The 24596-nt window shown below is 68.7% G+C and carries 22 protein-coding genes; 13 read left to right on the top strand and 9 right to left on the bottom strand.

The annotated features are described in order from the left end of the window. The first annotated feature begins 39 nt into the window (after nucleotides 1-39). From ACQPYY_RS29210 to ACQPYY_RS29200, 3 genes are all read left to right on the top strand, one after another. A complete protein-coding gene (locus tag ACQPYY_RS29210) occupies nucleotides 40-2712 on the top strand; it encodes an alkaline phosphatase family protein (protein WP_433591751.1) in 2673 nt (890 codons plus the stop codon). A gap of 82 nt (nucleotides 2713-2794) precedes the next feature. Continuing rightward, nucleotides 2795-4030 carry a cytochrome P450 gene (locus ACQPYY_RS29205; RefSeq protein ID WP_379093250.1) on the top strand — a complete coding sequence of 412 codons (1236 nt, stop codon included), beginning with the start codon at nucleotides 2795-2797 and terminating at the stop codon, nucleotides 4028-4030. A gap of 161 nt (nucleotides 4031-4191) precedes the next feature. Beyond that, the gene (locus ACQPYY_RS29200) at nucleotides 4192-4761 is read left to right on the top strand and encodes a TetR/AcrR family transcriptional regulator (RefSeq protein WP_379093253.1); all 570 of its coding nucleotides are present in this window, start codon (nucleotides 4192-4194) and stop codon (nucleotides 4759-4761) included. An 18-nt stretch (nucleotides 4762-4779) separates the two neighbouring features. Here ACQPYY_RS29200 and ACQPYY_RS29195 read toward each other — a convergent pair whose 3' ends face one another. Together ACQPYY_RS29195 and ACQPYY_RS29190 are read right to left on the bottom strand one after the other, a co-directional pair. After that, complete coding sequence (locus tag ACQPYY_RS29195; RefSeq protein ID WP_433591750.1) at nucleotides 4780-5697, bottom strand: alpha/beta hydrolase; 918 nt, start codon at nucleotides 5695-5697, stop codon at nucleotides 4780-4782. Between the two features lie 5 nt (nucleotides 5698-5702). Beyond that, the gene (locus ACQPYY_RS29190) at nucleotides 5703-7166 is read right to left on the bottom strand and encodes a flavin-containing monooxygenase (RefSeq protein ID WP_433591749.1); all 1464 of its coding nucleotides are present in this window, start codon (nucleotides 7164-7166) and stop codon (nucleotides 5703-5705) included. 139 nt (nucleotides 7167-7305) lie between these two features. Here ACQPYY_RS29190 and ACQPYY_RS29185 point away from each other — a divergent pair, with 139 nt between their 5' ends. After that, complete coding sequence (locus ACQPYY_RS29185) at nucleotides 7306-8346, top strand: NAD(P)-dependent alcohol dehydrogenase (protein WP_433591748.1); 1041 nt, start codon at nucleotides 7306-7308, stop codon at nucleotides 8344-8346. A 6-nt stretch (nucleotides 8347-8352) separates the two neighbouring features. On the opposite strand, the gene ACQPYY_RS29180 is transcribed toward ACQPYY_RS29185, so the two are convergent. Further along, nucleotides 8353-9285, bottom strand: a complete 933-nt coding sequence (locus tag ACQPYY_RS29180; protein ID WP_433591747.1) for an alpha/beta fold hydrolase — start codon at nucleotides 9283-9285, stop codon at nucleotides 8353-8355. Between the two features lie 24 nt (nucleotides 9286-9309). Here ACQPYY_RS29180 and ACQPYY_RS29175 point away from each other — a divergent pair, with 24 nt between their 5' ends. Next, nucleotides 9310-10062 carry a hypothetical protein gene (locus ACQPYY_RS29175; RefSeq protein ID WP_433591746.1) on the top strand — a complete coding sequence of 251 codons (753 nt, stop codon included), beginning with the start codon at nucleotides 9310-9312 and terminating at the stop codon, nucleotides 10060-10062. A gap of 1 nt (nucleotide 10063) precedes the next feature. Here the strand turns inward: ACQPYY_RS29175 and ACQPYY_RS29170 are convergent, their stop codons facing one another. Then, the gene (locus tag ACQPYY_RS29170) at nucleotides 10064-10936 is read right to left on the bottom strand and encodes a hypothetical protein (protein ID WP_433591745.1); all 873 of its coding nucleotides are present in this window, start codon (nucleotides 10934-10936) and stop codon (nucleotides 10064-10066) included. 288 nt (nucleotides 10937-11224) lie between these two features. Between ACQPYY_RS29170 and ACQPYY_RS29165 the strand changes: the two genes are divergently transcribed. Continuing rightward, nucleotides 11225-12682 carry an amino acid permease gene (locus tag ACQPYY_RS29165; RefSeq protein WP_433591744.1) on the top strand — a complete coding sequence of 486 codons (1458 nt, stop codon included), beginning with the start codon at nucleotides 11225-11227 and terminating at the stop codon, nucleotides 12680-12682. 147 nt (nucleotides 12683-12829) lie between these two features. Beyond that, on the top strand, nucleotides 12830-13117 hold the full coding sequence (locus tag ACQPYY_RS29160; RefSeq protein ID WP_357092367.1) for a hypothetical protein: 288 nt from the start codon (nucleotides 12830-12832) through the stop codon (nucleotides 13115-13117). A gap of 58 nt (nucleotides 13118-13175) precedes the next feature. Here the strand turns inward: ACQPYY_RS29160 and ACQPYY_RS29155 are convergent, their stop codons facing one another. After that, the gene (locus tag ACQPYY_RS29155; RefSeq protein ID WP_433591743.1) at nucleotides 13176-13826 is read right to left on the bottom strand and encodes a DUF305 domain-containing protein; all 651 of its coding nucleotides are present in this window, start codon (nucleotides 13824-13826) and stop codon (nucleotides 13176-13178) included. 89 nt (nucleotides 13827-13915) lie between these two features. Beyond that, nucleotides 13916-14383 carry a DUF6153 family protein gene (locus ACQPYY_RS29150; protein ID WP_433591742.1) on the bottom strand — a complete coding sequence of 156 codons (468 nt, stop codon included), beginning with the start codon at nucleotides 14381-14383 and terminating at the stop codon, nucleotides 13916-13918. Between the two features lie 106 nt (nucleotides 14384-14489). Between ACQPYY_RS29150 and ACQPYY_RS29145 the strand changes: the two genes are divergently transcribed. The 6 genes from ACQPYY_RS29145 (at nucleotide 14490) to ACQPYY_RS29120 (ending at nucleotide 22111) form a co-directional block, all read left to right on the top strand. Further along, a complete protein-coding gene (locus ACQPYY_RS29145; RefSeq protein ID WP_433591741.1) occupies nucleotides 14490-15407 on the top strand; it encodes a ribonuclease Z in 918 nt (305 codons plus the stop codon). Nucleotides 15408-15465: 58 nt separating this feature from the next. Continuing rightward, nucleotides 15466-17142, top strand: coding sequence for a DUF885 domain-containing protein (locus ACQPYY_RS29140; protein ID WP_433591740.1), 1677 nt, complete (start codon nucleotides 15466-15468; stop codon nucleotides 17140-17142). Nucleotides 17143-17497: 355 nt separating this feature from the next. After that, complete coding sequence (locus tag ACQPYY_RS29135; RefSeq protein ID WP_433591739.1) at nucleotides 17498-18925, top strand: MDR family MFS transporter; 1428 nt, start codon at nucleotides 17498-17500, stop codon at nucleotides 18923-18925. Between the two features lie 92 nt (nucleotides 18926-19017). Continuing rightward, complete coding sequence (locus tag ACQPYY_RS29130; protein ID WP_433591738.1) at nucleotides 19018-20166, top strand: class I SAM-dependent methyltransferase; 1149 nt, start codon at nucleotides 19018-19020, stop codon at nucleotides 20164-20166. 14 nt (nucleotides 20167-20180) lie between these two features. Beyond that, nucleotides 20181-21107 carry an LLM class F420-dependent oxidoreductase gene (locus tag ACQPYY_RS29125; RefSeq protein WP_433594760.1) on the top strand — a complete coding sequence of 309 codons (927 nt, stop codon included), beginning with the start codon at nucleotides 20181-20183 and terminating at the stop codon, nucleotides 21105-21107. Between the two features lie 140 nt (nucleotides 21108-21247). Further along, complete coding sequence (locus tag ACQPYY_RS29120) at nucleotides 21248-22111, top strand: Bax inhibitor-1/YccA family protein (RefSeq protein WP_379093294.1); 864 nt, start codon at nucleotides 21248-21250, stop codon at nucleotides 22109-22111. A 90-nt stretch (nucleotides 22112-22201) separates the two neighbouring features. On the opposite strand, the gene ACQPYY_RS29115 is transcribed toward ACQPYY_RS29120, so the two are convergent. The 3 genes from ACQPYY_RS29115 to ACQPYY_RS29105 form a co-directional block, all read right to left on the bottom strand. Continuing rightward, a complete protein-coding gene (locus tag ACQPYY_RS29115; protein ID WP_433591737.1) occupies nucleotides 22202-22540 on the bottom strand; it encodes a DUF1330 domain-containing protein in 339 nt (112 codons plus the stop codon). Nucleotides 22541-22699: 159 nt separating this feature from the next. After that, the gene (locus ACQPYY_RS29110; RefSeq protein WP_357280193.1) at nucleotides 22700-23917 is read right to left on the bottom strand and encodes an acetyl-CoA C-acetyltransferase; all 1218 of its coding nucleotides are present in this window, start codon (nucleotides 23915-23917) and stop codon (nucleotides 22700-22702) included. A 182-nt stretch (nucleotides 23918-24099) separates the two neighbouring features. Beyond that, complete coding sequence (locus ACQPYY_RS29105; protein ID WP_433591736.1) at nucleotides 24100-24564, bottom strand: hypothetical protein; 465 nt, start codon at nucleotides 24562-24564, stop codon at nucleotides 24100-24102. Nucleotides 24565-24596: the final 32 nt, after the last annotated feature.

Raw genomic sequence — 24596 nt, 5'->3', positions numbered from 1 at the left:
TCCTCGAGATAGCCGTTCCGATGCTCATTAGGGGATGCCATGGATCGGAGGCGTTTTCTGAAGCACGCCGCGCACGCTGGTGGTGCGGCCGGAGCGATGTCCATGCTCCCGCCGAGCCTGGCCCAGGCCTGGGCCGAACCCGCCCCGCCCGGCGGCTGGGACCGCATCGAGCACGTGGTGATCCTGATGCAGGAGAACCGCTCCTTCGACCACTACTTCGGGTCCATGCCCGGCGTCCGCGGATACGCCGACCTGAACGCGCTGCAACTGTCCACCGGCCGCTCGGTCTTCCACCAGCCCGACGGCGGCCGCGTCGTCCTGCCGTACACCACCACGCTGCAGAACATCGACGGCACCGACCACGGAACCCGCACCGGCCACGACGCTTTCGCCGCCGGCCGCAACGACGGCTGGCTCCAGGCCAAGGGCGAGGGCACCATGGTCGGCTACGACCGCGACAGCCTGGGCTTCTACTACCAGCTCGCCGAGGCGTTCACACTCTGCGACGGCTACCACTGCTCGGTGAACGGGCCCACCGACCCCAACCGCATGTACCTGTTCACCGGCACCGTGGAAAACCCGCTCGCCCTGGACAATTACGCGGAGAACCTGCAGGTCTCGCTGTTCTCCGACGACCTGAAACTGCGCTGGATGCGCAGCCTGCCGGTCACCGGCATCGTGGACGCGGTCCTGGGCCTGGTGCACGGCCTGACCGGCGCGCTCCCGCCGCCGGTGGCCGCCGCGCTGGCCGGACTGGTCGGGCCGCGCACCGGCAACCTGTTCCTCTACGACGCCCTGCTCAGCCCCGACGCCGGGCGCTATGTCAACGACATCATCTTCGGCCTGCCCTGGACCACCTACGCCGAACGACTTCAGGACCGCGGCATCGGCTGGCGCGTCTACCAGGAGTGGGACAACTACACCGACAACGCGCTCGACTTCTTCCTGCCGTTCCGCGAGGCCGCGCGCACCGCGCTGAAGTACACCAACGGCGGCCGCGGCGTCGCCTTCGAGAACTTCTTCCGCTACTACTCCGACCTGGAACGGGATCCGAGCCTGGAACCCGCCTACGCCGCCGCCCTGAAACGGGGCATGGACGAACTGTCGGCCGGGCAGCGCGCGCTGGTCGAGCGCGGGCTGTTGCGTTCGCGCACAGGCACTCTGGTGGAATCGTTCCGCACCGACGTGGCCACCGGGCGACTGCCCACGGTGTCCTGGATCGTCGCGCCCTACGTCGACTGCGAACATCCGGTGATGGGCCCGCGCAATGGCCAGGCTCTGGTCCGCGGGGTGCTGGAGGCGCTCGCCGAACACCCGGACGTATGGAACAAGACCGTCTTCATCCTCAACTACGACGAGAACGACGGGTACTTCGACCACATCCCGGCCCCGACCCCACCGCCGGGCACCCCGGGGGAGTATTTCGGCCGCCACAATGTCGGCCTCGGCGCGCGGACGCCGGCGATCGTCGTGTCGCCGTGGAGCAAGCAGGCGGTCTCCTCCGAATTGTTCGACCACACCTCGGTTCTGAAGTTCCTGGAACGCGTGACCGGCGTCGCCGAACCGAACATCAGCCCGTGGCGGCGGCAGATGTGCGGCGACCTGTCCTCACTGTTCGACTTCGGCTCCCGGCGCACCCTCATCCTGCCGAACGCCTCACCCCGCGCCGAGCAGCCGATGTCCGGCGTAGCGCAACCGCTTCCGTTCGTCCAGCGAATGCCCAGGCAGCAGAGCGGCAGCCGGCCACGGGTGCCGCTGCAGTATCGGCTGCAGGCGCGCTGTGCTCCCGGGGCCGACGGCGGGATCACGCTGACCATCGACAATGGCGGGACCGCGGCGGCGCACTGCCTGGTGTACCCGAACGCTTTCGCCACGGATTTCACGCCGACCCGCTTCGACCTCACCGGCGGCGGCTCGGTCACTCACGATCTACCGGCGGTGAACGGCCACTACGACTACACCCTCTATGGCCCGGACGGCTTCCAGCGCCGATTCGCCGGAGATCTCGGCGGACCGTGCGGCGGGCTGCGGGTCACCGCCACCGCCGCGGGCTCCGGGCCGCGCAGACTGGCGTGGACATTCGAAAACCCTGGTAAGAACCCTGTTTCGGTGCGGGTGATCTCGAACGCGTACCGCGATGACGGACCCTGGACCATCGAGATCGCCGCGGGGGCGACGGAGCGCCGGGACATGCTCTGCGAGAGCGAGGCCGACGGCGCGGGCTGGTACGACCTCTCGGTGTCCGCCGCCGCCGACGCCGGATTCCTGTGCCGCGTACGCGGATTCGTGGAGACCGGCGCTGCGGGGAAGACCGCCGACGATGCCGCGCCCTTCACTCGGCTGCTGCTGGACCGGTCCCTGTACGAGCCCGGCCGCGATCTCGTCGTGAGTTACGGCCTCGCCGAGGCGGTGGCCGGGCACCGCCTCGCCGTCTACGCCGATCCCGGCGGATTCACCACCGCCGTCCCCGCGACGCCGGTGCTGCGCGGCCTCGCCCTGGGGAACGGGGTGACCCGGGACCAGGTGGTCCTCGGCGTCACCGAGCAGGCGGGCCCCGACGCCGCAAGCGCCCCTATGGCGGGCGTGCGGCAGGTGGCCGTGATCGACCCGGGCCCGCGGCTGGGACCGCTGCCCACCGGCTCCTACCTGCTGCATCACCTCGATGACGGGGGTCGTCCGCTCGCGCATCCGGTGCGTTTCCGGGTGCTCTAGTACCGATCCGACCGCCTGGTACATCAGGAGAACTTTGCAACGGGTTCTAGACATATTGGGTGTTTTGTCTTACCGTCGGTTCATGAGTTCAATGGCGTCTCATGCGGTGCGATTCGAATTGCGGTCCGGGGAGACCTGGCGCGATCCGTATCCCATGTATTCCCAACTGCGCGACCATGATCCGGTCCACCGGGTCGTCCCCGAAGGTCGCGAATCCGACGACTTCTACGTCCTGACCCGGCACGCCGACGTGTACGCGGCCGCCCGCGAACCCGAGAACTACTCCTCGGCCTCCGGACTGACCGTCGACTACGTCGACCTGGTGGCCGCCGGCTTCGGCGCCGCCAAGCCGTTCGTGTTCATGGACCCGCCCGACCACACCGACTTCCGCCGCCGCGTCTCACCGGGATTCACTCCCCGCCAAGTGAATTCGGTGGAGCCCGCGGTGCGCGCCTTCGTCGTCGAACGCATCGAACGGCTGCGCGCGGCCGGTGGCGGCGACATCGTCAAGGAACTGTTCAAGCCGCTGCCCACCATGGTGGTGGCGCACTACCTCGGTGTGCCGGAACAGGATCGGGGCCGCTTCGACGACTGGACCGAGAACATCGTCGGCGGCGCGGTCGCCGGGGCCGGACTGGCCGCGGGCGACCAGAACGCCTTCACCGCGGTCGGGGAGATGGTCGGCTATTTCAGTGAGCTCATCGACCGCCGCCGCAAGGAACCCGGCGACGACACCATCTCGCACCTGCTGGCCTCCGGGCTGGGCGAGGACGGCGACAACGAGGGCCTGCTGGCCATGCTCGGTTTCGCCTTCACCATGATCACCGGCGGCAACGACACCACCACCGGAAACCTCGGCGGCGCGGTGCAACTGCTCACCGCCTTCCCCGACCAGCGTCGCCTGCTGGTCGAGAACCCGGCCCTGATCACCGACGCGGTCGAGGAATTCCTGCGCATGACCTCCCCGGTGCAGGGCCTGGCCCGCACCGCCACCCACGACATCGAACTGCACGGCGTCACCATTCCCGAGGGTCGGCGCGTGCTGCTGTGCTACGGGTCGGCCAACCGCGACGAACGCGAATTCGGTCCCACCGCGGCCGAACTCGACGTGCGCCGCAACCCCAAGCGGATCATGACCTTCAGTCACGGCCACCACCACTGCCTGGGCGCGGCCGCCGCGCGCATGGTCGCCCGGGTGGCGCTGGAGGAACTGCTGGCGCGCTGCCCCGACTTCACCGTCGACCTCGACGCGGTGCAGTGGGCGCACGGCAACTACGTGCGCTGGCCGATCTCGGTGCCGTTCCGCGCACAGGCCTGAGACTCCGGGCCGTCCGCAGCCTCGGACGGCCCGGTTGCACCGCCCTCGTATCGCGCGGGCAGAGTGTGAGGGAACGGGTCCGGCGGCAGCGTCGCCGCCGGACCCGTGACCGGAACACGGGACACGCGAACGGGTCCGGATCGGATGGGAAGGGACACCGCATGAGCCGAGACTGGCTGGCCGACGGACGGGCCGACCTGGCCGCCGAACGCATTCTCGACGCGGCCGCGCGCCTGTTCGCCGAACGGGGCGTCGCCGCGGTCGGCATGGGCGATATCGCCAAGGCGGCCGGATGCTCCCGCGCGACCCTCTACCGCTACTTCGAGAACCGCCAGGCCGTGCGCCTGGCTTTCGTGCACCGCGCCACCCGCCGCATCGCCGCGGGGGTGTTCGAGCAGGTCGCCGCCGTCGAGGATCCGGGCGAACGGGTGGTGGCCGCCATGCTCGGCTCGATTCGCGCGGTCCGCGCCGATCCCATGCTCATCGCCTGGTTCCGGCCGGGCGAATCCGGCGCGGCCGGGCGCATCAGCCAGGACTCCGACGTCATCGAATCCATCGCCGCGGGCCTGTTCGCGCCCACCCCGCTCACCGATCCGGAACGCAGCCGTCTGGCTCGCTGGCTGACCCGGATCATCGTGTCCTTCCTCGCCGCACCCGGCCGCGACGACGCGGAGGAACGCGCCATGCTCGAGGAATTCGTGGTGCCGGTGGTCAGCCGTGCTTTCGTCTGAGCCCGTGTTCGGCTCTGGTCAGCGGCCCGTCCGGTGGCCGAGGTGATGGCCGAAGAGACGGTCCGCCAGCATGGTCGCGAGATCGTCCACCGCCTCGCGCGCTACCCGCATCGGCATGACGTGGAAGACGTGCCAGAGCTGCGGATACTCGCGATGCCGCAGGGGCGCGCCGACTTTCGCGGCCTGCGCGGCGAACTTCCGTGCGTCTCCGGCGAGCAGATCGTCGCTCGCCGAATGCATCACGATCGGTGCGAGACCGGTGATGTCCCGATACAGCGGGGACCGAGCGTGCCGCTCCGGCTCGGGGACACCGGGCAGGTAAGCGTCCATGAACTGGGCCATCAAGGGCGGATTCAGCAGCGGCTCCTGGCTCGGATCGCAGTGGAACGCTGAAGAATCGGCGGTCAGATCCAGCACCGGGCAGATCAGTCCCAGGATCGCGGGCTGTGGCTGATCCTCGTCGCGCAACCGCATCGCCAGATCCAGCGCCAGCCCGCCACCGGCCGAATCACCCACCACGGCAATGCGTTCAGCTGGAATGCCCTGCGCCAGGAGCGCTCGATAGGCCGCCACCGTGTCCTCGATGGGTGCGGGGTACGGGTGCTCGGGAGCCAGGCGATAGTCGAGGGAGTGGACCGTCGTGCCCACGGCCGCCGCCAGCGCGCCGGTCAGGGGTCGGACCATGCTCGAGTTGCCGATCACATAGCCGCTGCCGTGCAGATACAGCACCGCCGCGTCGGCGGGAGCCCCACGCGGCGTGAGGGTTTCGACCGGTACACCGCCGAGTCGGCCGGCCTCGACGGCGACACCGCGCGGTGCGCGGGCGAATGTGGTGCTCGAGCCGACCCGGGCGCGAACCCGGGCCCAATCCGGGGCCGGGCCGAACATCCAGTGGCCGATCAGGCGGGAAACGAAGCGCCACACTGCTTTCTCCACGATCATCACTTCCCGCTCGGAACACTGTGCTTCAGATGGTAATCCACCGGATCGGGCGTGCCGCGGATCAGCTTCTCGTAACGGCCCGGCGTCCACGGCCACAGCTCCGGCAGCCCGTCCTTGCCCAGGTACCAGCTGGTGCAGCCGGTGGTCCACACCGTGCTCGGCGCGGCGGCGCGCATGCGCGCGTTGTAACGATCGGTGGCGGCGTGGGTCGGCTCGATGGTCGCGAATTCGCCTGCGCGCCAGCGCCGCAGCCAGCTCACGATGCGCGCGGACTGCGCCTCGGCGACCGCGGTCAGCGGGTGGTTGGCGAAGGGGCTGTGCGGGCCCACCAGCATGAACAGGTTGGGGAAGTCCGGCATCATGACGCCCTCGAAGGCGCGCGGTCCGTCCGCCCACGCCTGGTCCAGGGTGCGACCGTGGGCGCCCGTGATCGCCATCGGGCGCATGAACGCGTGCGAGTCGAACCCTGTTGCCAATACCAGGATGTCGAGCTCGTGCAGGCGTCCGTCCGCGGTGACCACGCCACGCCCTTCGACGCGGTCGATGTGCTCCGTCACCAGCGTGACATCGGGACGCTGCACCGCCTTGTAGAAGCGGTCGGAGACCACCAGCCGCTTGCACATGGCCTGGTAGTCGGGCGTCAGCTTGCGGCGCAGTTCGGGATCCTCGACCGAGCGCAGATGGCGTTCCACCACCCACTGGATCAGCGTGCGCACCCACCCGGGATGCACCAGGCCCTGTGAGAACACCGCGAACGCCCCGCGATTGAACCAGTAGGGGACCACGCCCAGGGCGGGCGCCAGCTGGTACAGCCGCTTGGACGCCATCGTGTACGGACGGTTCACGGTCGGCAGGATCCACTGCGGAGTGCGCTGGAACAGTACGACTTCCGACGCCACGCCCGCCAGCGCGCCCACCAGCTGGGTGCCGGTGGACCCGGTGCCGATGACGCCCACCCGCTTCCCGCGCGGCTCGACCTCGTGCCGCCAGCGCGACGAATGCATGACCGGGCCGTCGAACTCGTCCAGGCCGGGGATGTCGGGCCGGGTCGGGTGGTGCAGGAAACCCGTTGCGCACAGCACGAAGTCGAAGCGTTCCGTCGTGCCCGCGGACGTGGTGACCTGCCAGCCGTCGTCGCCGAACACCGCGCCGGTCACCTCCGCGCCGAAGCGGGTATGGCGGTGCAGACCGTGTTCGCGCGCCACCCCGACCAAGTAGTCCTTGATCTCCGGTCCGGCCGAATACAGCTGCGTCCATTCCGGATTCATAGCGAACCGGAACTGGTAGTACCGCGACGGCACATCGCACACCAGGCCCGGATAGCTGTTGTCGCGCCAGGTCCCGCCGTAGTCGTGGGCCTTCTCGAAGAGGGTGAATTCGGGGAATCCGGCGCGCTGCAGGGCCACGGCCATGCAGATGCCGGAGATTCCGGCACCCACGATGGCGATCCGCGGTGAGTTCATGGACGGCAGCCTAGACATGTGTCTTTCGGGGCGGGAAGTGTTTGGCGGATATCGGTAGACATTCCGTCATTCGCTAGACACCGTGTAAAGCGACTGCTACCGTGTGCGCCAGGTCACAACATCTAGGCAAGGAAACACGATGCGCGCACTCCAGTGGACCGGCCCGGAAAAGGTGCAGATCAACGACATCCCGGTACCGGACATCGGACCCACCGACCTGCTGATCAAGGTCGGCGCCGCGGGCGTGTGCCATTCGGACCTGACGCTGGTCAACTTCCCCATCCAGCTGCGCGAGGACCCGCTCACCCTCGGCCACGAGGTCGCGGGCACCATCGAGGCCATCGGCTCCGACGTGAACGGCCGCGAGATCGGCGAACGCGGCCTGGTCTACCTGTTCTGGACCTGCGGCGTCTGCAGGGAATGCGTGAGCGGCAACGAGAACGTCTGCCTCGCCGCCGGCCGCGTCGCCATGCCGCCCACTCCGGGCCTGGTCCTCGACGGCGGCATGGCCGAATACATGCGGATCCCGGCCAGCGCCTTCGTACCCATCGGCGACCTCGATTTCGTGCAGGCCGCCCCCGTCGCCGACGCCGCCCTCACCGCGTACCACGCGATTCGCGGCGCCCGGGAAGCCCTGCGGCCCGGCGGCACCGTCGTCGCCATCGGCATCGGCGGGCTCGGCCACGTGGGCGTGCAGATCCTGCAGGCCATCTCGGGCGTCCGGGTGATCGCGGTCGACCAGGCCCAGGAGAAGCTGGACCTGGCCCGCGACTGCGGCGCCGACATCGGCTTCCTCTCCGGCGGCGACACCGCCAAGCAGATCCTCGACCTCACCGACGGGCGCGGCGCGGACGCCGTGTTCGACTTCGTCGGCGTCGACGCCACCGCCAAACTGGCCTGCGAGACCGTCGCCCCCAACGGCGCCTACCGCATGGTCGGAATCGGCGGCGGCGCACCGGAGATCACCGCCGGACCCGCGGGCGGCCCGGGCTGGCCCTGGGGCGCCACCGTGCGCAAGTCGCTCGGCGGCACCTGCGGCGACCTGCACGCCTGCGTGGCGCTCGCGCAAGCGGGCAAGATCCACATGGAGGTCGAGCGCTTCGACCTCAACGACGGCCCGGAAGCCCTGCGCCGCCTGGACGCCGGGCACATCCGGGGGCGCGCAGTCCTGGTGCCGTAGCCGACATCAGTCCTCGGCGGGCTCGATCTCGCCGAGGAACTTCGCGACCCGCGCCGCGATCTCGTCGGGATACTCGCCGTTGATGGCGTGCGACGCGTCCGGCCACACCTCGAACTGGCCGCCGGGCACCAGCTTTCGCGCCCGGTCCGCCAGCTTGCGGGAATTGTGCACGATGCTGCGGCCCGCGAAGATGCCCAGATACGGCTGGGCGAGTACCGAAAGCTGTTCCCGGGAAATCCGACTCGTCATCGGCAGGTACGCGGCGAAGTCCTTCATGCCCGACGCGATCAACCGCCCCTCCGGCATGTCCTGCGGCGCGGACACGCCACCGGAAATCCAGCTCAGCAACGAATTGCGCCACTTCTCCGGCATGCCGGGCAGCACCGAGCCCAACGAGATGACGATCATCTTCCAGGTCATCGCGCCGAACACGAACGGCGCGTCCAGGGTGATCAGGGAGGCGACCCGCTCCGGGTGGCGCACCGCCAGATTCACCGCCGACCACCCGCCGATCGACACCCCCAGCACGTGCACGGGCCGAGGCTCCAGCTCGGCCAGCGCTTCCGAAAGCCAGGCCGCCTGATCCGCGTCATCGGTCAACCGCTTGGACTGCACGCTCAGGCCCGGCTCACCCAGCAGGTCCAGCGTGATCACCGGCCGCACCGCCATCAACCCGGGCAGATTCGCGGCCCACAGGGGAGTCGCGGCCTGGCGTCCGGGCAACAGCACCAGTGGCGTCGCGTCCCCGTCGCCGAACCGGTAGGCCCGCACCACACCGAAACTCGTCGGCACATCGATCGTCTCGCGCGCCGGCGGCAGCTGCTCGAACCCGTCCCGGTACGCCTGCGCGTACCGCCGATACCCCGCCGTCTCGCGGAAGTACCCGACCCGCTTGCCCTTGAACTTCGGACCCACGTTGCTCTCGGGAAACTCGACCATGGAATCCAGGTTAATCTCCACAGTATGGGGAGGCTCTGGCCGATGCTGGCCATCACGACATGCACGCTGCTCACCGCCTGCGGGCCCGGCGACACCACCGCGGATCCGCAGGCTCCGGCCAAAACACCTCCGGCGACGACGGTGGATGCCGCGGCCCTGCCGATGTGCGGTGACATCCCCGGCGCGGGTGCGGGCGCACACGATGTGCTGCCCGATTGCCGACTGACCTCTCGCGACAGCGCGGGGCTCTCGTTCATCGTGCGGCACAAGGCGAGTGCCGACGGCTACGACCGGACGAACATCGATGTCCTGGGGAGCGGGGGAAAGTCCCTGCAGAATCTGTACGTCCGGGACACCGAGGTGCCCGCCGAGCCCTACCTGGCCGACCTCGACGCCGACGGTCGCGACGAGCTGATCGTGCCCATCTCCACCGCGATCGTGGGGAACTCGAACTACGTCATCTTCCGGCCCAAGGCCGGCAAGTCCGAATTCGTCGAGGCCGGACGCGTTTTCGGCATCGGAGTCGATCGCACGGCGAGCGGCTACATCGCGGGCATGGCCAAGAACGGTCCCGCGGACAAGTACATCGAATTCCAGAAGTTCGTCGGATCGAAGCTGGTGTTCGTCGCGGAGATCATCCGGACCTACGACAAGGACGGCCACAGCAGCTGCCGCGTCGACGACGAAAAGGGCGTTCCCGAGTCCGAATTCGGCGATGAGGAAGTGGTCCGGCGCTTCTGCGGTGAGCAGCTGCTGCGCCCGACCCCGGTCGGCTGACCTACTGCAATCCCGCGATGCGGCGTTGTAGCCAGCGGCGGGCTTCCACGTCCCGGGCGTGCACCAGAATCTTGTGGCGGCCGCCCGGGGAGAGCGCGGACAGCAGGTGGGCCAAGCGCTTCCGGGTATCCCAGCAGAGCAGGTAGCGGACCGCGCCCGCGGTGGCGCGGTCGTCGGCCAGCTCCACCGCTCGCGCGAAATCGGCCTGGTCCTCCAGGAGGAGGAACTGCGCCGGAATGCGTTCGTGCGCAGGGTATCCCGAGTACCTCCCGGTGCCTCCGGCGAACCAGGCGCACAGTCGCAGGATTCGATCGACGGGATCCGGATACGTCATGAGGAGCAGGGCGCGGGCCTCCTCCACCTGGGGTCCGGTCAGACCGCCGCCGGTGGTGGACGTATCCAGGAAGAGCCCGGCGAAGGGGATGAGCGGTTCGGGAATCTCGGCCACCCAGCCGTATGCGACGCGGTCGCTCTCGGCCTGGCGCTGCTCGGCCGCGCGGAACTCCTGCAGCGGCACCGGGACGCCGCGCACCGCCAGCCATTCCAGTGAGCGCATCCCGTCCGCGAGCCGCGCGTCCTGCGGCCAGCCCGGCCAGCGGACCGAGTAGCCGTGATGCAGGGTCACCGAGGTGAGGGGGCGTTCGTCGGCGTCGAAGAAGTCGAGCACCACATCGCCCCAGCACATGCACACGAAGCCGGGCAGGTCGGCGACGCGCAACGCCTCCCGCAGCGCTCGCACGGCAACCGGGTCGCGCTCCTCGATCAGGGTCGGCGCGTCGCCCGGCATCTCGCGGACCCGGACTCCCCGGGCGCCGACCAGCACCCGGTCCAGCGCTTCGGGATCACCGCCCGTGGTCTGGCCCCCGACACCCATACCGAAACAGTAATCCGACCCGGCGGTCCTCGGCGTGGCGCGGTGACGGCACGCAGGGAGCTTGTCGTTGTCCAGCCAGTTGCTGAACTGGTACGTACCAGCCGATGCTACGGTTTCGTGTGATGCCGATAACTCCGGCCACCAGCGACGGCACACCGGCCGGGAGCCTGCCGGTGACCGATCGGTGAGAACTACTTTGTTGCCGAGAAGCCAGATTTAGGAGAGATAGTGGCGCTATCGGACTCCCCGCGAGACACTGCCGGTCCCGCTGCCCCGCGCGGAAGCGGATTGTTCCGGACCAAGTCGGTCGAACAGTCGATCCGCGACACCGACGATCCGGACGCCAAGCTCCGCAAGGATCTGACCTCGTGGGACCTCACGGTCTTCGGCGTCGCGGTCGTGGTCGGCGCGGGCATCTTCACCCTGACCGCGCGTACCGCGGGCAACATGGCCGGGCCCGCCGTCTCGCTGGCCTTCGTGTTCGCCGCCGTGGCCTGTGGCCTGGCCGCCCTCTGCTACGCGGAATTCGCCTCGACCGTGCCGGTCGCGGGCAGCGCGTACACCTTCTCCTACGCCACCTTCGGTGAGCTCATCGCCTGGATCATCGGCTGGGACCTGATCCTGGAATTCGCGCTCGGCACCTCGGTCGTGGCCAAGGGCTGGTCGCAATACCTCGGCACGGTCCTGAACACCCAGCCCATCTGGCACATCGGATCGGTCAAGTTCGACTGGGGCGCGGTGCTGCTCATCGCCATCCTCGGCGTGCTGCTGGCCATGGGCACCAAGCTGTCCTCGCGCGTGTCCGCGGTCGCGGTCGCCATCAAGCTGGCCGTCATCGCCCTGGTGGTCGTGGTCGGCGCGACCTACTTCAAGGCCTCCAACCTGAAACCGTTCGTCCCCGAATCGGTCCCCAACGCCGACAGCGGCGCGAGCGCGGTGCACCAGACCCTGTTCCAGCTGGTCACCGGCGGCGGCAACAGCCACTTCGGCTGGTACGGCCTGCTCGCCGCGGCCTCCATCGTGTTCTTCGCCTTCATCGGCTTCGACGTGGTCGCCACCGCGGCCGAGGAGACCAAGGACCCCGCCCGCAATGTGCCGCGCGGCATCCTCGGCTCGCTGGCCATCGTGACCGTGCTGTACGTGGCCGTGTCGCTGGTGCTCACCGGCATGGTGTCCTACAAGGACCTGCAGGGCAACGACGCCACGCTCGCAACGGCTTTCGCCATCCACGGCGTCACCTGGGCCAAGAACCTCATCTCCATCGGCGCGCTGGCCGGTCTGACCACCGTCGTCATGGTGCTGTTCCTGGGCCAGACCCGCGTGCTGTTCGCCATGGCCCGCGACGGCCTGATGCCGCGCAAGCTCGCCCACACCGGCTCCAAGGGCACCCCGGTCCGGATCACCGCCATCGTCGGCGTCGTCTGCGCCGTGCTGGCCGGGTTCGTCGACTTCGGCACCCTCGAGGAAATGGTCAATATCGGCACGCTGTTCGCGTTCGTGCTGGTGTCGGTCGGCGTGGTCGTGTTGCGCCGCACCCGCCCCGACCTGCCGCGCGGGTTCCGGGTGCCGCTGGTGCCGCTCATCCCGATCCTGTCTGTGCTGGCCTGTACCTGGCTGATGTTCAACCTGTCGGTGGAGACCTGGCTGCGGTTCGTCATCTGGATGGCGATCGGCATGGTCGTGTACTTCGCCTACGGGCGCCGGCACTCGCTGCTGAACGGCCGGGAAGCCAAAACCGGTAGCTGATCGGGTGCTCAGGTTCGGTGCTGGTGGTGTGTCGTCACGGATTCACCTCCCGGAATGCGGTTCAATTGCTCTCGAATAGTGAGAGTTGTGCCACAAGTTCCGCCCATCAGCACCGCCTCAGCATCCCGAGAGGAACCGATCGTGAGCATGCTCCTCGCCGTGCATGACGCTTACACCTCGGTTGTCGCGCAGATCGGCAACCCCACCCCGGAGACGCCGCCGGTGGCGGACAAGCTGATGAAGCTGGTCCGCTACTTCACCTGGTTCACCATGCTGTCCGGCGTCACCGCCATCACCTACGGCGGCGGCCGGTTCGCCTGGGAGAAGTGGAGCGGCGGCGGGCTCGAGTCACCGAAGATGGTGGCCGGGGCCATGATCGGCGGCGCGACCGCCACCAGCGCAGGAACCATCATGAACGCCGTGATCGGCAGCTAGCGGAAAACCACCGAACGGGTGCGCCGGAAACCTGGCGCACCCGTTCGTGTTTCGAGAACTAGCCCTGCGCCAGCATCTTGTTCATCTGATCGATCTCCTGCTGCTGGGCGGAGACGATCGCCTGCGCCATGGCCTTGGAGTCCGCGTTGGAGCCCTGCGCCAGTTCGGTGTTCGCCATGGTGATCGCGCCCTTGTGGTGCTCGATCATCATCTGCATCCACAGCTTGTCGAACTCGGGACCGGACAAGCTCTCCAGCTTCGCCATCTGATCCTTGGTCATCATGCCGTCCATGCCCGCGTGACCGCCCATGTCGGCGGACGGGGCGGGCTTGCCGAAACTCCGCAGCAGCGTGGTGATCTGCTGCATCTCCGGGGTCTGCGCCGCTTCCACGGCCTTGGCCAGGGTGAGCAGCTCCTGGTTCTGCGAGCGGGTCGGCACCAGATTCGCCATCTCCACGGCCTGCGCGTGATGCGGGTACATCATCTGCAGGAAGGTCACATCGGCGTCATTGAAGTCGCTGCGGGTCGCCGCCTGCGCCGAGGTGCCGGTCTGGCCGTGATCCATGCCGGGCATGGTCCCGTGATCCACGGCCGCGGTCGTGGTGGTGGCCTTCGAGCCGTCGCTGTCATTGCTGCTACAGCCCGCCGCGACGAGCGCGGTGGCGGCGGTGGCGGCGATCAGGGCGCACTTGAGACGGGCACTGAACATGGTTGAACTCCTTGGGGTTTGGTGAGCGATCCGGATCCGGGCATGCCGAAGTCCGCGTCCGCGCGAGGTAACGCGGCGCGGCGGGCCCATCAGATCCGCAGAATCGCCAGGTCGGCCAGGGAGAGAACCGTCCACGGAGGTGGACGGGCGGGGAATCCGCGCGGGTGGCGCGGGGTCGAGACAAGCGTGTCGCGGCGGCCGGGCCCGACCCAGGCCAGCAGCGCCGGCCCGAGGCCGAGCAGCAAGGCCGTCAGGACGAACAGACAGCCGTGCATACCGGCGTGGCCATCACCGCAGTCGCCACCGCAGCCCGGTACGGACATGGACTGATCCATGTTCGTCAGCACGGTGATCGGTGCGGCTTCCGGCAGGGAAATCGGCTTGTCGTGCGAATCGGCCATCGCTGCCGGTGCGCTCATGGCGGGATCGGAGTCGTGGCTCATGCCGTCGTGGCTCATGCCGAACACGAGGGCGTGCATGGCCACCAATCCGGCCAGCAGTGCGAGCAGCCCGAAGGCCCGGATGAACCGGGTGCCGGGGGACCGTTGCTCGACCACCCGGACATTCTACGCACGCGGGTCATACCCCCTTGCGGTATCTCCGCCGGGACGCGCCGGACTCACCGCCGCGAGGATCGGCGGGCCGGCCGGTAGCCTGGCGGCCGTGTCACAGCGCGAACTGGTCATTCTCGGAACGGCCAGCCAAGTACCGACCAAACAGCGCAACCACAACGGCTACCTGCTGCGCTGGGACCGCGAGGGTCTGCTGTTCGACCCGGGGGAGGGCACCCAGCGGCAGATGAGCTTCGCGGGCGTGGCCGCCAGCGGCATCACCCGCATCTGCGTCACCCACTTCCACGGCGACCACTGCTTCGGCCTACCCGGCGTACTCGGCCGTATCAGCCTCGACGGGGCGCTGCACCCGGTGGACGTCTACTTCCCCGCCTCGGGCGAGGTCTTCTACGAGCGGCTCGTCGACTCCTCCGCCCACAACCGCCAGGTCGAACTGCACCCGCACCCGATCACCGACAACGGCGAACTACCTCCACCGGGAGCCGATTTCACCCTGCGAGCCGCGCGGCTCTCGCACCCGGTGGAGGCGTTCGGCTACCGCCTCGACGAGCCCGACAGCCTCCGCTTCATCCCCGAACGACTGCGCGAACTCGGTCTGTCAGGTCCGGTAGTCGGCGAACTACAGCGGCGCGGCGCCGTCGAGATCGGCGGCCGCACCGTCACTCTGGACGAGGTGAGCGAGGCCCGCCCGGGCCAGAGCTTCGCCTTCATCATGGACACCCGACTCTGCGACGGTGTGTACGACCTGGCCCAGGGCGTCGACATGCTCGTCATCGAGGCCACCTTCATCGACGCCGACGAGAAGCTCGCCGTCGAATACGGCCATCTCACCGCGGGCCAAGCCGCCCGGGTCGCGGCCCGCGCCGGTGTCCGCACCCTCGTCCTCACCCACTACTCGCAGCGCTACCGCACCCTCGACCAGCATCTCGTCGACGCCCGAGCCCATTTCGACGGCGAGATCGTGGTGGCCGAGGACCTCATGCGAATCCCGGTGCCGCCGCGACGCTGAGGGTGCGAAGTTTCGCGGCGCCCCCGCCGCGGGGGCGGGCGCGGGCATGATGGTCGGCATGGACGCGCACAAGGAGCTCATCGCACTCGCCGACCGGTACTGGGACGCCATGCTGGAGTCCGCGCCCAGTGAGGCGACCCTGTTGGGGGACAGGCGATTCGATGACCGGATCGAGGACCTGTCGGCGGGGGCGGAGGAGCGGTTGCTCGGCACCTGGCGGGGGCTGCTGGCCGAGGTGGACGCGTTGGACGCGGCGGGGATGAGCGCGGAGGACCGCACCACGCGGAGTCTGCTGCGGACCGAATTGGCTTCGGCGGTCTCGTATCTGGAGTGGCGGCCGGTGGAGATGGCCTCGGATCAGATGACCGGGGTGCACTCGGCCATGTTGACCATGGCGCCGCAGGTGAACGCGCCCGCGCCGGAGAACGCGCGCAATCTGGTGCTGCGGTATCGGCAGTTCGGCACGCTGATGGAGCAGGCGGTGGAGCGGTTCCGGGCCGGGCTCGCCGCCGGGCGCACGCCCGCGCACATCACCATCGAGCGGTCGATCAACCAGCTCGACGGGTACCTCTCCGCCGATCTGGCCGACGATCCCTTCGTCACCCTCGCCGGTCCGGCGGACTGGGATGGCGAAAGTGCTTGGCGCGCCGAGCTGACCGAGGTCGCGCGCGATGTCATCCGGCCCGCGTTCGCCGCCTACCGGGAGGCGCTCGACACCGAACTCCGGCCGGTCGCCCGCCCCGACGAGCGGCCCGGCCTGTGCTGGCTCGGCGACGACGGCGCGGACATCTACCGCCGCCTGCTGCAACGGCACACCACGCTGCCCGACCTCGGCGCGGACGAGATCCACCAGCTGGGCCTGGACGAATTGGCTGGGCTGCGGGCCGAATACGAGGAGATCGGCGGGCGCGAATTCGGTCTCACCGACCAGACCGCCATCTTCGCCCGGCTGCGCGAGGACACGGCGCTGCGCTACACCGACGCCGCGGACATCATGTCCGACGCCCGCGCCTGCCTGGCCGCCGCCGAGGCCGAGATGCCCCGCTGGTTCGGCCGCCTGCCGCGCCAATCCTGCGACATCCTGCCCGTTCCCGACTTCCTCGCCGCCGACGCGCCCGCGGCCTACTATTTCCCTCCGGCAGCCGACGGCTCCCGCCCCGGTGCGTACTACGTCAACCTGCGCGAGCCCGGCACCCGCAACCGCTACGAGACCGCGGCCGTCGCCTACCACGAGGCCATTCCGGGCCACCACCTCCAGCTCACCATCGCCAACGAGCTCGACCACCTCCCGGCCTTCCAGCGAATGTCGTTCTCCAACACCGCCTTCGTCGAAGGCTGGGCGCTCTACACCGAACGCCTCGCCGACGAAATGGGCCTCTACCCCGACGATCTCGCCCGCATCGGCATGCTGGCCGCCGACTCCTGGCGCTCCTGCCGCCTGGTGGTGGACACCGGCCTGCACGCCAAGGGCTGGACCCGTCAGCAGGCCATCGACTTCATGGTCGCGAACGCCCCCGTCGGCCTCGAGGAGATCCGCGTCGAAATCGACCGCTATATCGCCATGCCCGGCCAGGCGGTCGCCTACAAGGTCGGCCAGCTCGAGATCCGCCGCCAGCGCGCGCAGGTCGCCGAGCGCCTGGGAACCGCCTTCGACATCAAGGCTTTCCACGACAAGGTCCTCGGCGCCGGCTCGGTCAGCCTGCCGGTCCTGCGAGATCTGGCGGCCGAGCTCTGAATGGGTGAGCTTCTACGACAACGGCCAGTGCATTACGGGCACGGAATCGGCGCACGTCGGCGACAGTGAGAGGCGGCCATGGGCCGGCATCACGTGGGTCCCGGAGACGGCCGGACATCACGTCCTGTCCGTCGAGTACGCCGGGCAGACGATGACGGTCGCTGTCGACATCCAACCCGCACCCGCGGGCAGCACGCCACCCACGACCTCCCCGTGCGGACTGGCAGGCCGGCTCGGCTCAGGTAGCGCTGGATGGTCCTCGGGCAGCGCCGGACTGTTCTGACCCCGCGGGAATAGTGGCCCGGGAGATGCGTTCGACTCCTTGGTGAGTCGGGTCGTGGAGAAGGGGTTGCCGGTGACGGTCGCGGATGTGAAGTCATCGGTCGGATTGCGGTCGGAGCGCGGGCCGATCCTCGCGGCGCTCATGTTGTCGACCTCCTTGGTGGCGCTGGACTCCACGGTGATCGCGACCGCGGTGCTCACCATCACCGACCAGCTCGGCGGATTCGCGCAGTTCCCTTGGCTGTTCAGCATCTATCTGCTGGCGCAGGCGGTGACCGTGCCGATCTACGGCAAGCTCGCCGACATGGTGGGGCGGAAACCGGTGATGCTGTTCGGAATCGGGGTGTTCGCGCTCGGGTCGCTGCTGTGCGGGCTCGCCACCAGCATGCTCGGGCTCATTGTCTTCCGTGCGGTGCAGGGCATCGGGGCGGGCGCGGTCAGCCCGATCGCGATGACCATCGCCGGTGACGTCTACACCGTGCAGGAGCGGGCCAAGGTGCAGGCCTACCTGGCCAGCGTGTGGGCGACCTCCTCGGTGGTGGGTCCGCTGCTGGGCGGGGTGTTCTCCGAATACGTCAGCTGGCGGTGGATCTTCCTCGTCAACCTGCCGCTCGCCGCGTTGGCCGGCTGGATGATTCAGCGCAAGTTCACCGAAAGCGCTCCGCGGCAGAGCCATCGGATCGACTACCTCGGGGCCGGGCTGCTGACCATCGGCGCGGGCGGGCTGATTCTGGCGCTGCTCGAGGGCGGGCAGGCCTGGGCCTGGGATTCGGCCGCCAGCCTGGCGCTGTTCGGCGGCGGCGCGGTGACGCTGGTGGCGTTCGCGCTGGTGGAGCGGCGGGCCGCGAATCCGATTCTGCCGCTGTGGATTTTCACCCGCCGCGTGGTGGTGGCCAGCAGCCTGGTCTCGCTGCTGGTCGGCGCGATCCTGCTGGGGCTCACCTCGTATGTGCCGACCTTCGCGCAGGGCGTGCTGGGCAGCGGCGCGATGATCGCCGGACTCACCGTGGGCGCGCTCACGCTCGGCTGGCCGCTGGCGGCGTCCCAGGCCGGGAAGGTGTACCTGCGCATAGGTTTCCGATCGACCGCTTTGATCGGCACCGTCCTCGCCACCGTGGGTGCGGCGTCACTGCTGCTGGTGGGCACGGGCTCGAGCCTGACCCAGGTGGCGATCGGCTGCTTCATCGTCGGGAGCGGCATGGGCCTGGTCGCCACCCCGACCCTGATCGCGGCGCAGTCGCAGAGCGAATGGTCCGAGCGCGGCGTGGTGACGGCCACCAATATGTTCGCCCGCTCGCTGGGCAGCGCGGTCGGGGTGGCCGTGTTCGGCGCGGTGGTCAACGCGCGCCTGGGGAACGCCGATCATCCGGCCGCGGCCGATCTCGCGCCCGCGGTGCATCTGGTCTTCGTCGGCGTGGCCTTGATGGCGGCGGTCATGATCGCGGCGGCCGCGTTCATGCCTCGGGGCGACGGGATCGCGGCGGAAATCCATTCGGCGTGAACGGGAATTGCGCGTAGGTCATTCCATTTCGGAAAATGGCCACCGGCGGTGCCGAATGGAATAGTCCGGCAATGATCTAGCACACTGTAGGTGTGGTTGAGGTCGAGGACGTATTGCGCCGGTTGCGCCGGTATCCGGATGTCGAAGCGGTGAACCTGTACGCGGTCGATGCCGCTGACCGGCTCATGCTGGATGTCGCCGCCGATTCGCTGGCCGCCGTGGGCGACCGGCGGGTGGCGGTGATCGACGACGGCTACGGCGCGTTGACGCTCGGCGCGATCGCCGCGCACGACCTGCGCGGCGTGCGCGTGCATCAGGATTTGCTGACCGGAGAATTGGCGCTCGCCAACAATGCCCGAATTGTCGGACTATCCGATCGCTATTCCACCGAGGAATTAGGCCCGGACCTCCTCGCCGACGTACGCGTGGTGCTGTGGCGGCTGCCGCGGGCCCTGTCCGGTCTGGCCGAGACCGCTGACGCCATCGCGCGTTTCGCGCTGCCCGAGGTGGAGGTCTTCGCGGGCGGCCGCGACAAGTACCTGACCCCGGCCATGAACGAGGTGCTGGCCGAATCCTTCGGCTCGGTGCACGCCAGCCGCGGCCGCCAGAAGTCCCGCATCCTGCTCGCGGCCGAGCCCAAAACCGTTGGCGAACCCCGCTTTCCGGTGCGCAACCGCCTCGACGAACAGGGGCTGGAGGTGGTCGCGCACGGCGCGGCCTTCTCCGGCCCGCGCCTGGACATCGGCACCCGCTTCCTGCTCGACCACCTGCGCCGGATGAAGCCCGACGCCCGCGACGCCATCGACCTGGGTTGCGGCACCGGCATTCTCGCGGTCGCCCTGGCCAAGGCCCGCCCCGGCATCCGGGTAACAGCGACCGACCAGTCCGCCGCCGCCATCGCTTCGACCCGCGCCACCGTCGCCGCCAACGACGTCGCCGACCGGGTCACCGTGCTGCGCGACGACGCCATGTCCAGCGCCCCGGACAACAGCGCCGACCTGGTGCTGTGCAATCCGCCGTTCCACATCGGTGCGGCCGTGCACACCGGTTCGGCCATCAAGATGTTCCAGCAGACCGGCCGCGTCCTGCGCCCCGGCGGCGAACTCTGGACCGTCTACAACACGCACCTGAACTACCGCAGCGTCATGGAGCGCATGGTCGGCAGAACCGATGTGATGGGCCGCAATCGCAAGTTCACTGTGACCCGGTCGGTGTGTGGTCTGCGCGACGCCGAACAATAGGGTTCATGGGACGAATCGATCTTCGAATCTTCACCGAACCCCAGCAGGGCGCGTCCTACGACACCCTGCGCACGGTCGCCAAGGCCGCCGAGGACCTCGGCTACGACGCCTTCTTCCGCTCCGACCACTATCTGAAGATGGGCGACGCGGACGGCCTGCCCGGCCCCACCGACGCCTGGATCACGCTGGCCGGGCTGGCCCGCGAGACCAGCCGCATCCGGCTGGGCACCCTGGTCACCTCAGCGACCTTCCGGCATCCGGGCGTGCTGGCCATCGAGGTGGCCCAGGTCGACGCCATGTCCGGCGGCCGCGTCGAATTCGGTTTCGGCGCGGGCTGGTTCGAGGCCGAACACGCCGCCTACGGCATCCCGTTCCCGGCCGAGAAGTTCCCGCGCTTCGAGGAGCAGCTGGCCATCGTGACCGGCCTGTGGTCGACCCCGGTGGGGGAGACCTTCTCCTTCGCGGGCCGGCACTACACGCTGACCGATTCCCCGGCGCTGCCCAAGCCCGCGCAGGACCGCGTCCCGGTCATCATCGGCGGTATGGGCGCCAAGCGGACCCCGCGCCTGGCCGCGCGGTACGCGACCGAGTTCAATGTGCCGTTCCAGTCCGCCGAGGCCAGCGCCGACCAGTTCGATCGGGTCCGCATGGCGGCCAAGGACATCGGCCGCGATCCCGCGGACATCACCTTCTCCAACGCCCTGGTCGCCTGTGTCGGCGCGACCGATGCGGAGGTGGCGCGGCGCGCGGCCGCCATCGGGCGCGAGGTGGACGAGCTGCGGGCCAATGGCCTGGCGGGCAGCCCGGACGAGGTGGTTGACAAGCTCGGCCGCTACGCGGAGATCGCCGGGACGCGCCGGGTCTATCTGCAGGTGCTGGACCTGTCGGATCTGGACCACCTGGAGCTGATCGCCACTCGTGTGATGGGTCAACTGAGCTGATCCTTCAGTAAAGCTGAGGTAAAGTCCGTTCAGTCCGATCTGTGGGGTTCGGGAACTCCGGGCCCCCATCACGCGTTGGACGAATAGCTTCACTGGCCACGACCGACGTGAGCCGCGACTCCAGAAAGGGACGCACGGAAATGCGCTCCACATCCAACCCGGTCTTCCGGAACTTGCAGCCGCAGCAGGGCGGCTATGCCGGCTTCGGCTCGGCGCCTGGAGCCGGACAGTTCCCCAGCAACCCCTACGGTCAGCAGCCGCCGCAGTACCCGGGCGGGTACCAGCAGCCCTACCAGCCGGCCGTGCCCACCACCCGTCCGATGACCATCGACGATGTCGTCCAGAAGACCGGCATCACCCTCGGCGTGGTCACCCTGACGGCGATCCTGTCCTACGCGCTCACCTCGGCCAACCACGGCCTCGCCATGCTGTTCCTGCTGGTCGGCGGTCTCGGCGGCTTCGCGCTCGCCATGATCATGACCTTCGGCCGCAAGCAGGACAACCCGGCGCTGGTGCTCAGCTACGCGGCGCTGGAAGGCCTGCTGCTGGGCTCGTTCTCGTTCCTGTTCACCAATGTCGAGATCGGCGGCGTCGGCGGCTCGGGCCTGATCGCCCAGGCGGTGCTCGGCACCTTCGGCGTGTTCTTCGGCATGCTCGTGGTCTACAAGACCGGCGCGATCCGCGTCACCCCGCGCTTCACCCGCATGATCGTCGGCGCCATGATCGGCATCCTGGTGCTCATGCTCGGCAACCTGGTCGCCGGTTTCTTCACCTCGGGCGGCTTCGGCCTGCGTGACGGCGGCCCGCTGGCCATCGTCTTCAGCCTCGTGGTCATCGCTGTCGCGGCCTTCAGCTTCCTGCTGGACTTCGACGCCGCCGACCAGCTCATCCGGGCCCAGGCTCCGGAGAAGGCGGCCTGGGGCGTGGCGTTCGGCCTGACCGTCACCCTGGTCTGGCTGTACCTCGAGATCCTGCGCCTGCTCAGCTACTTCCAGGACCGGTAGCGACAGCCGCAGACAAGAGGCGAGAACAGTGGGCGGGCATCGGGAATCCGGTGCCCGCCCACTGCTGTGTAGCCAAGCCTGAGAACAGGGTCAGTCGTTGGTCACCACCTCCTTCAGCACGTCGGTGGCGACGTGATTCTCGCCGCAGTGCGCGGCGAGAATGCCGACGCTCGAACAGTTCCGCAGGCGCAGCGGCAGGATCGCCTGATAGGCGGGCGACTCGTACCAGTCGATGACGGCCTGGTCGTCGGGGAATTCGATGACGATGGCGATCGCGCTCGCCGGGCCCTCGATGACCCGCTGGGTGCCGCCGTGGACGATGAACTTGCCGCCGAACGGTTCCAGCGTGGAGTCGATGCGCTCCAGGTATTCCACGATCTCGGCGTTGAGGTCCACGTCCCACAGATTGGCGATGGCGTAACCGGGCATTTCGAGCTCCTCGATCGGATTGCTGTGCTGCCCTTGATGTTTCCGCCTACGCGGAACGAAGTCGATTACCTGCCAGGTAATACCGCGGGCCCGGCGCCCGGGAAAACGAAACGGGCCGCCCGACCGTGAGGTCGAGCGGCCCGCGTCAGTGCCGAGTTATCAGCTCAGGCGCTCGATGATCATCGCCATACCCTGGCCGCCACCGACACACATGGTCTCCAGACCGAACTGCTTGTCGTGGGTCTGCAGGTTGTTGATGAGGGTCGCGGTGATGCGGGCGCCGGTCATACCGAACGGGTGGCCGAGGGCGATGGCGCCACCGGACACGTTCAGCTTGTCCTCGTCCATGTTCAGCTCGCGAGCCGAACCCAGGACCTGAACGGCGAAGGCCTCGTTGATCTCGTACAGGTCGAGGTCGTTGATGGTCATGTTCGCGTTCTTCAGGGTGTTGCGCACGGCCTCGATCGGGCCCAGGCCCATGACCTCGGGCGACAGACCGGAGACGCCGGTGGCCACGACGCGGGCCAGCGGGGTCAGGCCCAGCGCCTTGGCCTTGGTGTCGGACATGACGACCAGCGCGGCCGCACCGTCGTTCAGCGGACAGGCGTTACCGGCGGTGATGGTGCCGTTCTCACGGAAGACCGGCTTCAGCTGCGAGATCTTCTCGTAGGAGGTGCCGGCGCGCGGGCCGTCGTCGGTGGTGACGACGGTGCCGTCGGGCAGGGTCACCGGGGTGATCTCACGCTCGAAGAAGCCGGCCTTGATGGCCTCCTCGGCGCGGTTCTGCGAACGCACGCCCCAGTGGTCCTGGTCCTCGCGGGAGATGCCGGTGAAGGTGGCGACGTTCTCGGCGGTCTCACCCATGGCGATGTAGACGTCCGGGAGCAGGCCCTCGGCGCGCGGGTCGGTCCAGGTGGCGTTGGAGGCCTTGGTCGCCTGGGTGCGGGCCTCGGCGTCGGCGAAGCGCGGGTTGTGGCTGTCCGGCCAGCCGTCCGCGGTGCCCTTCGGGAAGTTGGAGACGGTCTCGACACCGGCCGAGATGAACACGTCGCCCTCGCCCGCCTTGATGGCGTGGAACGCCATGCGGGTGGTCATCAGCGAGGAGGAGCAGTAGCGGTTGACGGTGACGCCCGGCAGGGAGTCGTAGCCGAGCTGCACGGCGACCGAGCGCGCGATGTTGAAACCGGCGTAACCGGCGGGCTGGCCGCAGCCCAGCAGCAGGTCGTTGACATCGTTGACGTCCAGGCCCGGCACCTTGTCCAGGGCGGCCTGCACCATCTGCGCGGCCAGATCGTCCGGTCGCATGCTCACCAGAGAACCCTTGCCGGCGCGGCCGATCGGCGAGCGGGCGTACGAAACGATGACGGCCTCAGCCATGAGGACTCCTTTTTTGCTGGGGTGATCCTCTTCGAATTTACGACGGGTGTGTTTCGTGTCCTACATCCGGTATGCCGGTATCCCATCCACTGGTCTGTGGGAAATCGCACTCGCGCGGCTCTCGTGCCGCACTGCCTGCGGCAGCGCGGCACGAGTCGAGAAGGGGTAGGGCACGTTCGCGTTCACGAGGGGACATCAAAAGTGCTGTGGGACGGGATGTTCGCCATGTCGGTGTAGACGGTGACGACGATGTGCCCGGGTCCGGTGTCCTGGAACAACGCGTAGTGCTCGCTGCCGTAGAAGCCCGCGAGGACGGGAACTCGATATTCGCCGGCGGCGCCGGTGTTCATGTTGCGCCAGGCGACGGTGGCGGTGGTCTCACACATCGGCGCGAAGGAGAACTCGCCCGGATCGAACCCGGCGACCGGCAGCGCCTGCACGTTCAAGATCGCCCGGCCGGGCCACTGCGGGCTGGTCTCGGCCCAGGATCGGATAGTGCCGCCGCACAGCATCGCATCGTGGTACATGCTCGGGACCTGGGGAAACTCGATGGTTCCGGCGGTGGCGGGAGCGGCGGAGATGATCATGGTCGTGCTGCCGAGAACGGTCAGCAGGGAGGCGGCGGCCACGCTCGTCGGCATCCTCATGGGGCGATGGTAATTTCCGGCAAGCGTGATAT

The sequence above is a fragment of the Nocardia sp. CA-145437 genome (assembly GCF_050956485.1).
Classification (GTDB): Bacteria; Actinomycetota; Actinomycetes; order Mycobacteriales; family Mycobacteriaceae; genus Nocardia.
The sequence above is the reverse complement of the archived record's forward strand: the minus strand, read 5'-3'. Positions and strand labels throughout refer to the sequence as shown.

Excerpts from the sequence above, each read along its gene's own strand:
- ACQPYY_RS29200 (WP_379093253.1), top strand. The coding sequence starts at position 4,192 with ATGAGCCGAGACTGGCTGGCCGACGGACGGGCCGACCTGGCCGCCGAA.
- ACQPYY_RS29180 (WP_433591747.1), bottom strand. The coding sequence starts at position 9,285 with ATGGTCGAGTTTCCCGAGAGCAACGTGGGTCCGAAGTTCAAGGGCAAG.
- ACQPYY_RS29115 (WP_433591737.1), bottom strand. The coding sequence starts at position 22,540 with ATGCCCGGTTACGCCATCGCCAATCTGTGGGACGTGGACCTCAACGCC.
- ACQPYY_RS29155 (WP_433591743.1), bottom strand. The coding sequence starts at position 13,826 with ATGTTCAGTGCCCGTCTCAAGTGCGCCCTGATCGCCGCCACCGCCGCC.
- ACQPYY_RS29205 (WP_379093250.1), top strand. The coding sequence starts at position 2,795 with ATGAGTTCAATGGCGTCTCATGCGGTGCGATTCGAATTGCGGTCCGGG.
- ACQPYY_RS29175 (WP_433591746.1), top strand. The coding sequence starts at position 9,310 with ATGGGGAGGCTCTGGCCGATGCTGGCCATCACGACATGCACGCTGCTC.
- ACQPYY_RS29110 (WP_357280193.1), bottom strand. The coding sequence starts at position 23,917 with ATGGCTGAGGCCGTCATCGTTTCGTACGCCCGCTCGCCGATCGGCCGC.
- ACQPYY_RS29160 (WP_357092367.1), top strand. The coding sequence starts at position 12,830 with ATGCTCCTCGCCGTGCATGACGCTTACACCTCGGTTGTCGCGCAGATC.
- ACQPYY_RS29120 (WP_379093294.1), top strand. The coding sequence starts at position 21,248 with ATGCGCTCCACATCCAACCCGGTCTTCCGGAACTTGCAGCCGCAGCAG.
- ACQPYY_RS29185 (WP_433591748.1), top strand. The coding sequence starts at position 7,306 with ATGCGCGCACTCCAGTGGACCGGCCCGGAAAAGGTGCAGATCAACGAC.
- ACQPYY_RS29210 (WP_433591751.1), top strand. The coding sequence starts at position 40 with ATGGATCGGAGGCGTTTTCTGAAGCACGCCGCGCACGCTGGTGGTGCG.
- ACQPYY_RS29190 (WP_433591749.1), bottom strand. The coding sequence starts at position 7,166 with ATGAACTCACCGCGGATCGCCATCGTGGGTGCCGGAATCTCCGGCATC.
- ACQPYY_RS29170 (WP_433591745.1), bottom strand. The coding sequence starts at position 10,936 with ATGGGTGTCGGGGGCCAGACCACGGGCGGTGATCCCGAAGCGCTGGAC.
- ACQPYY_RS29140 (WP_433591740.1), top strand. The coding sequence starts at position 15,466 with ATGGACGCGCACAAGGAGCTCATCGCACTCGCCGACCGGTACTGGGAC.
- ACQPYY_RS29105 (WP_433591736.1), bottom strand. The coding sequence starts at position 24,564 with ATGAGGATGCCGACGAGCGTGGCCGCCGCCTCCCTGCTGACCGTTCTC.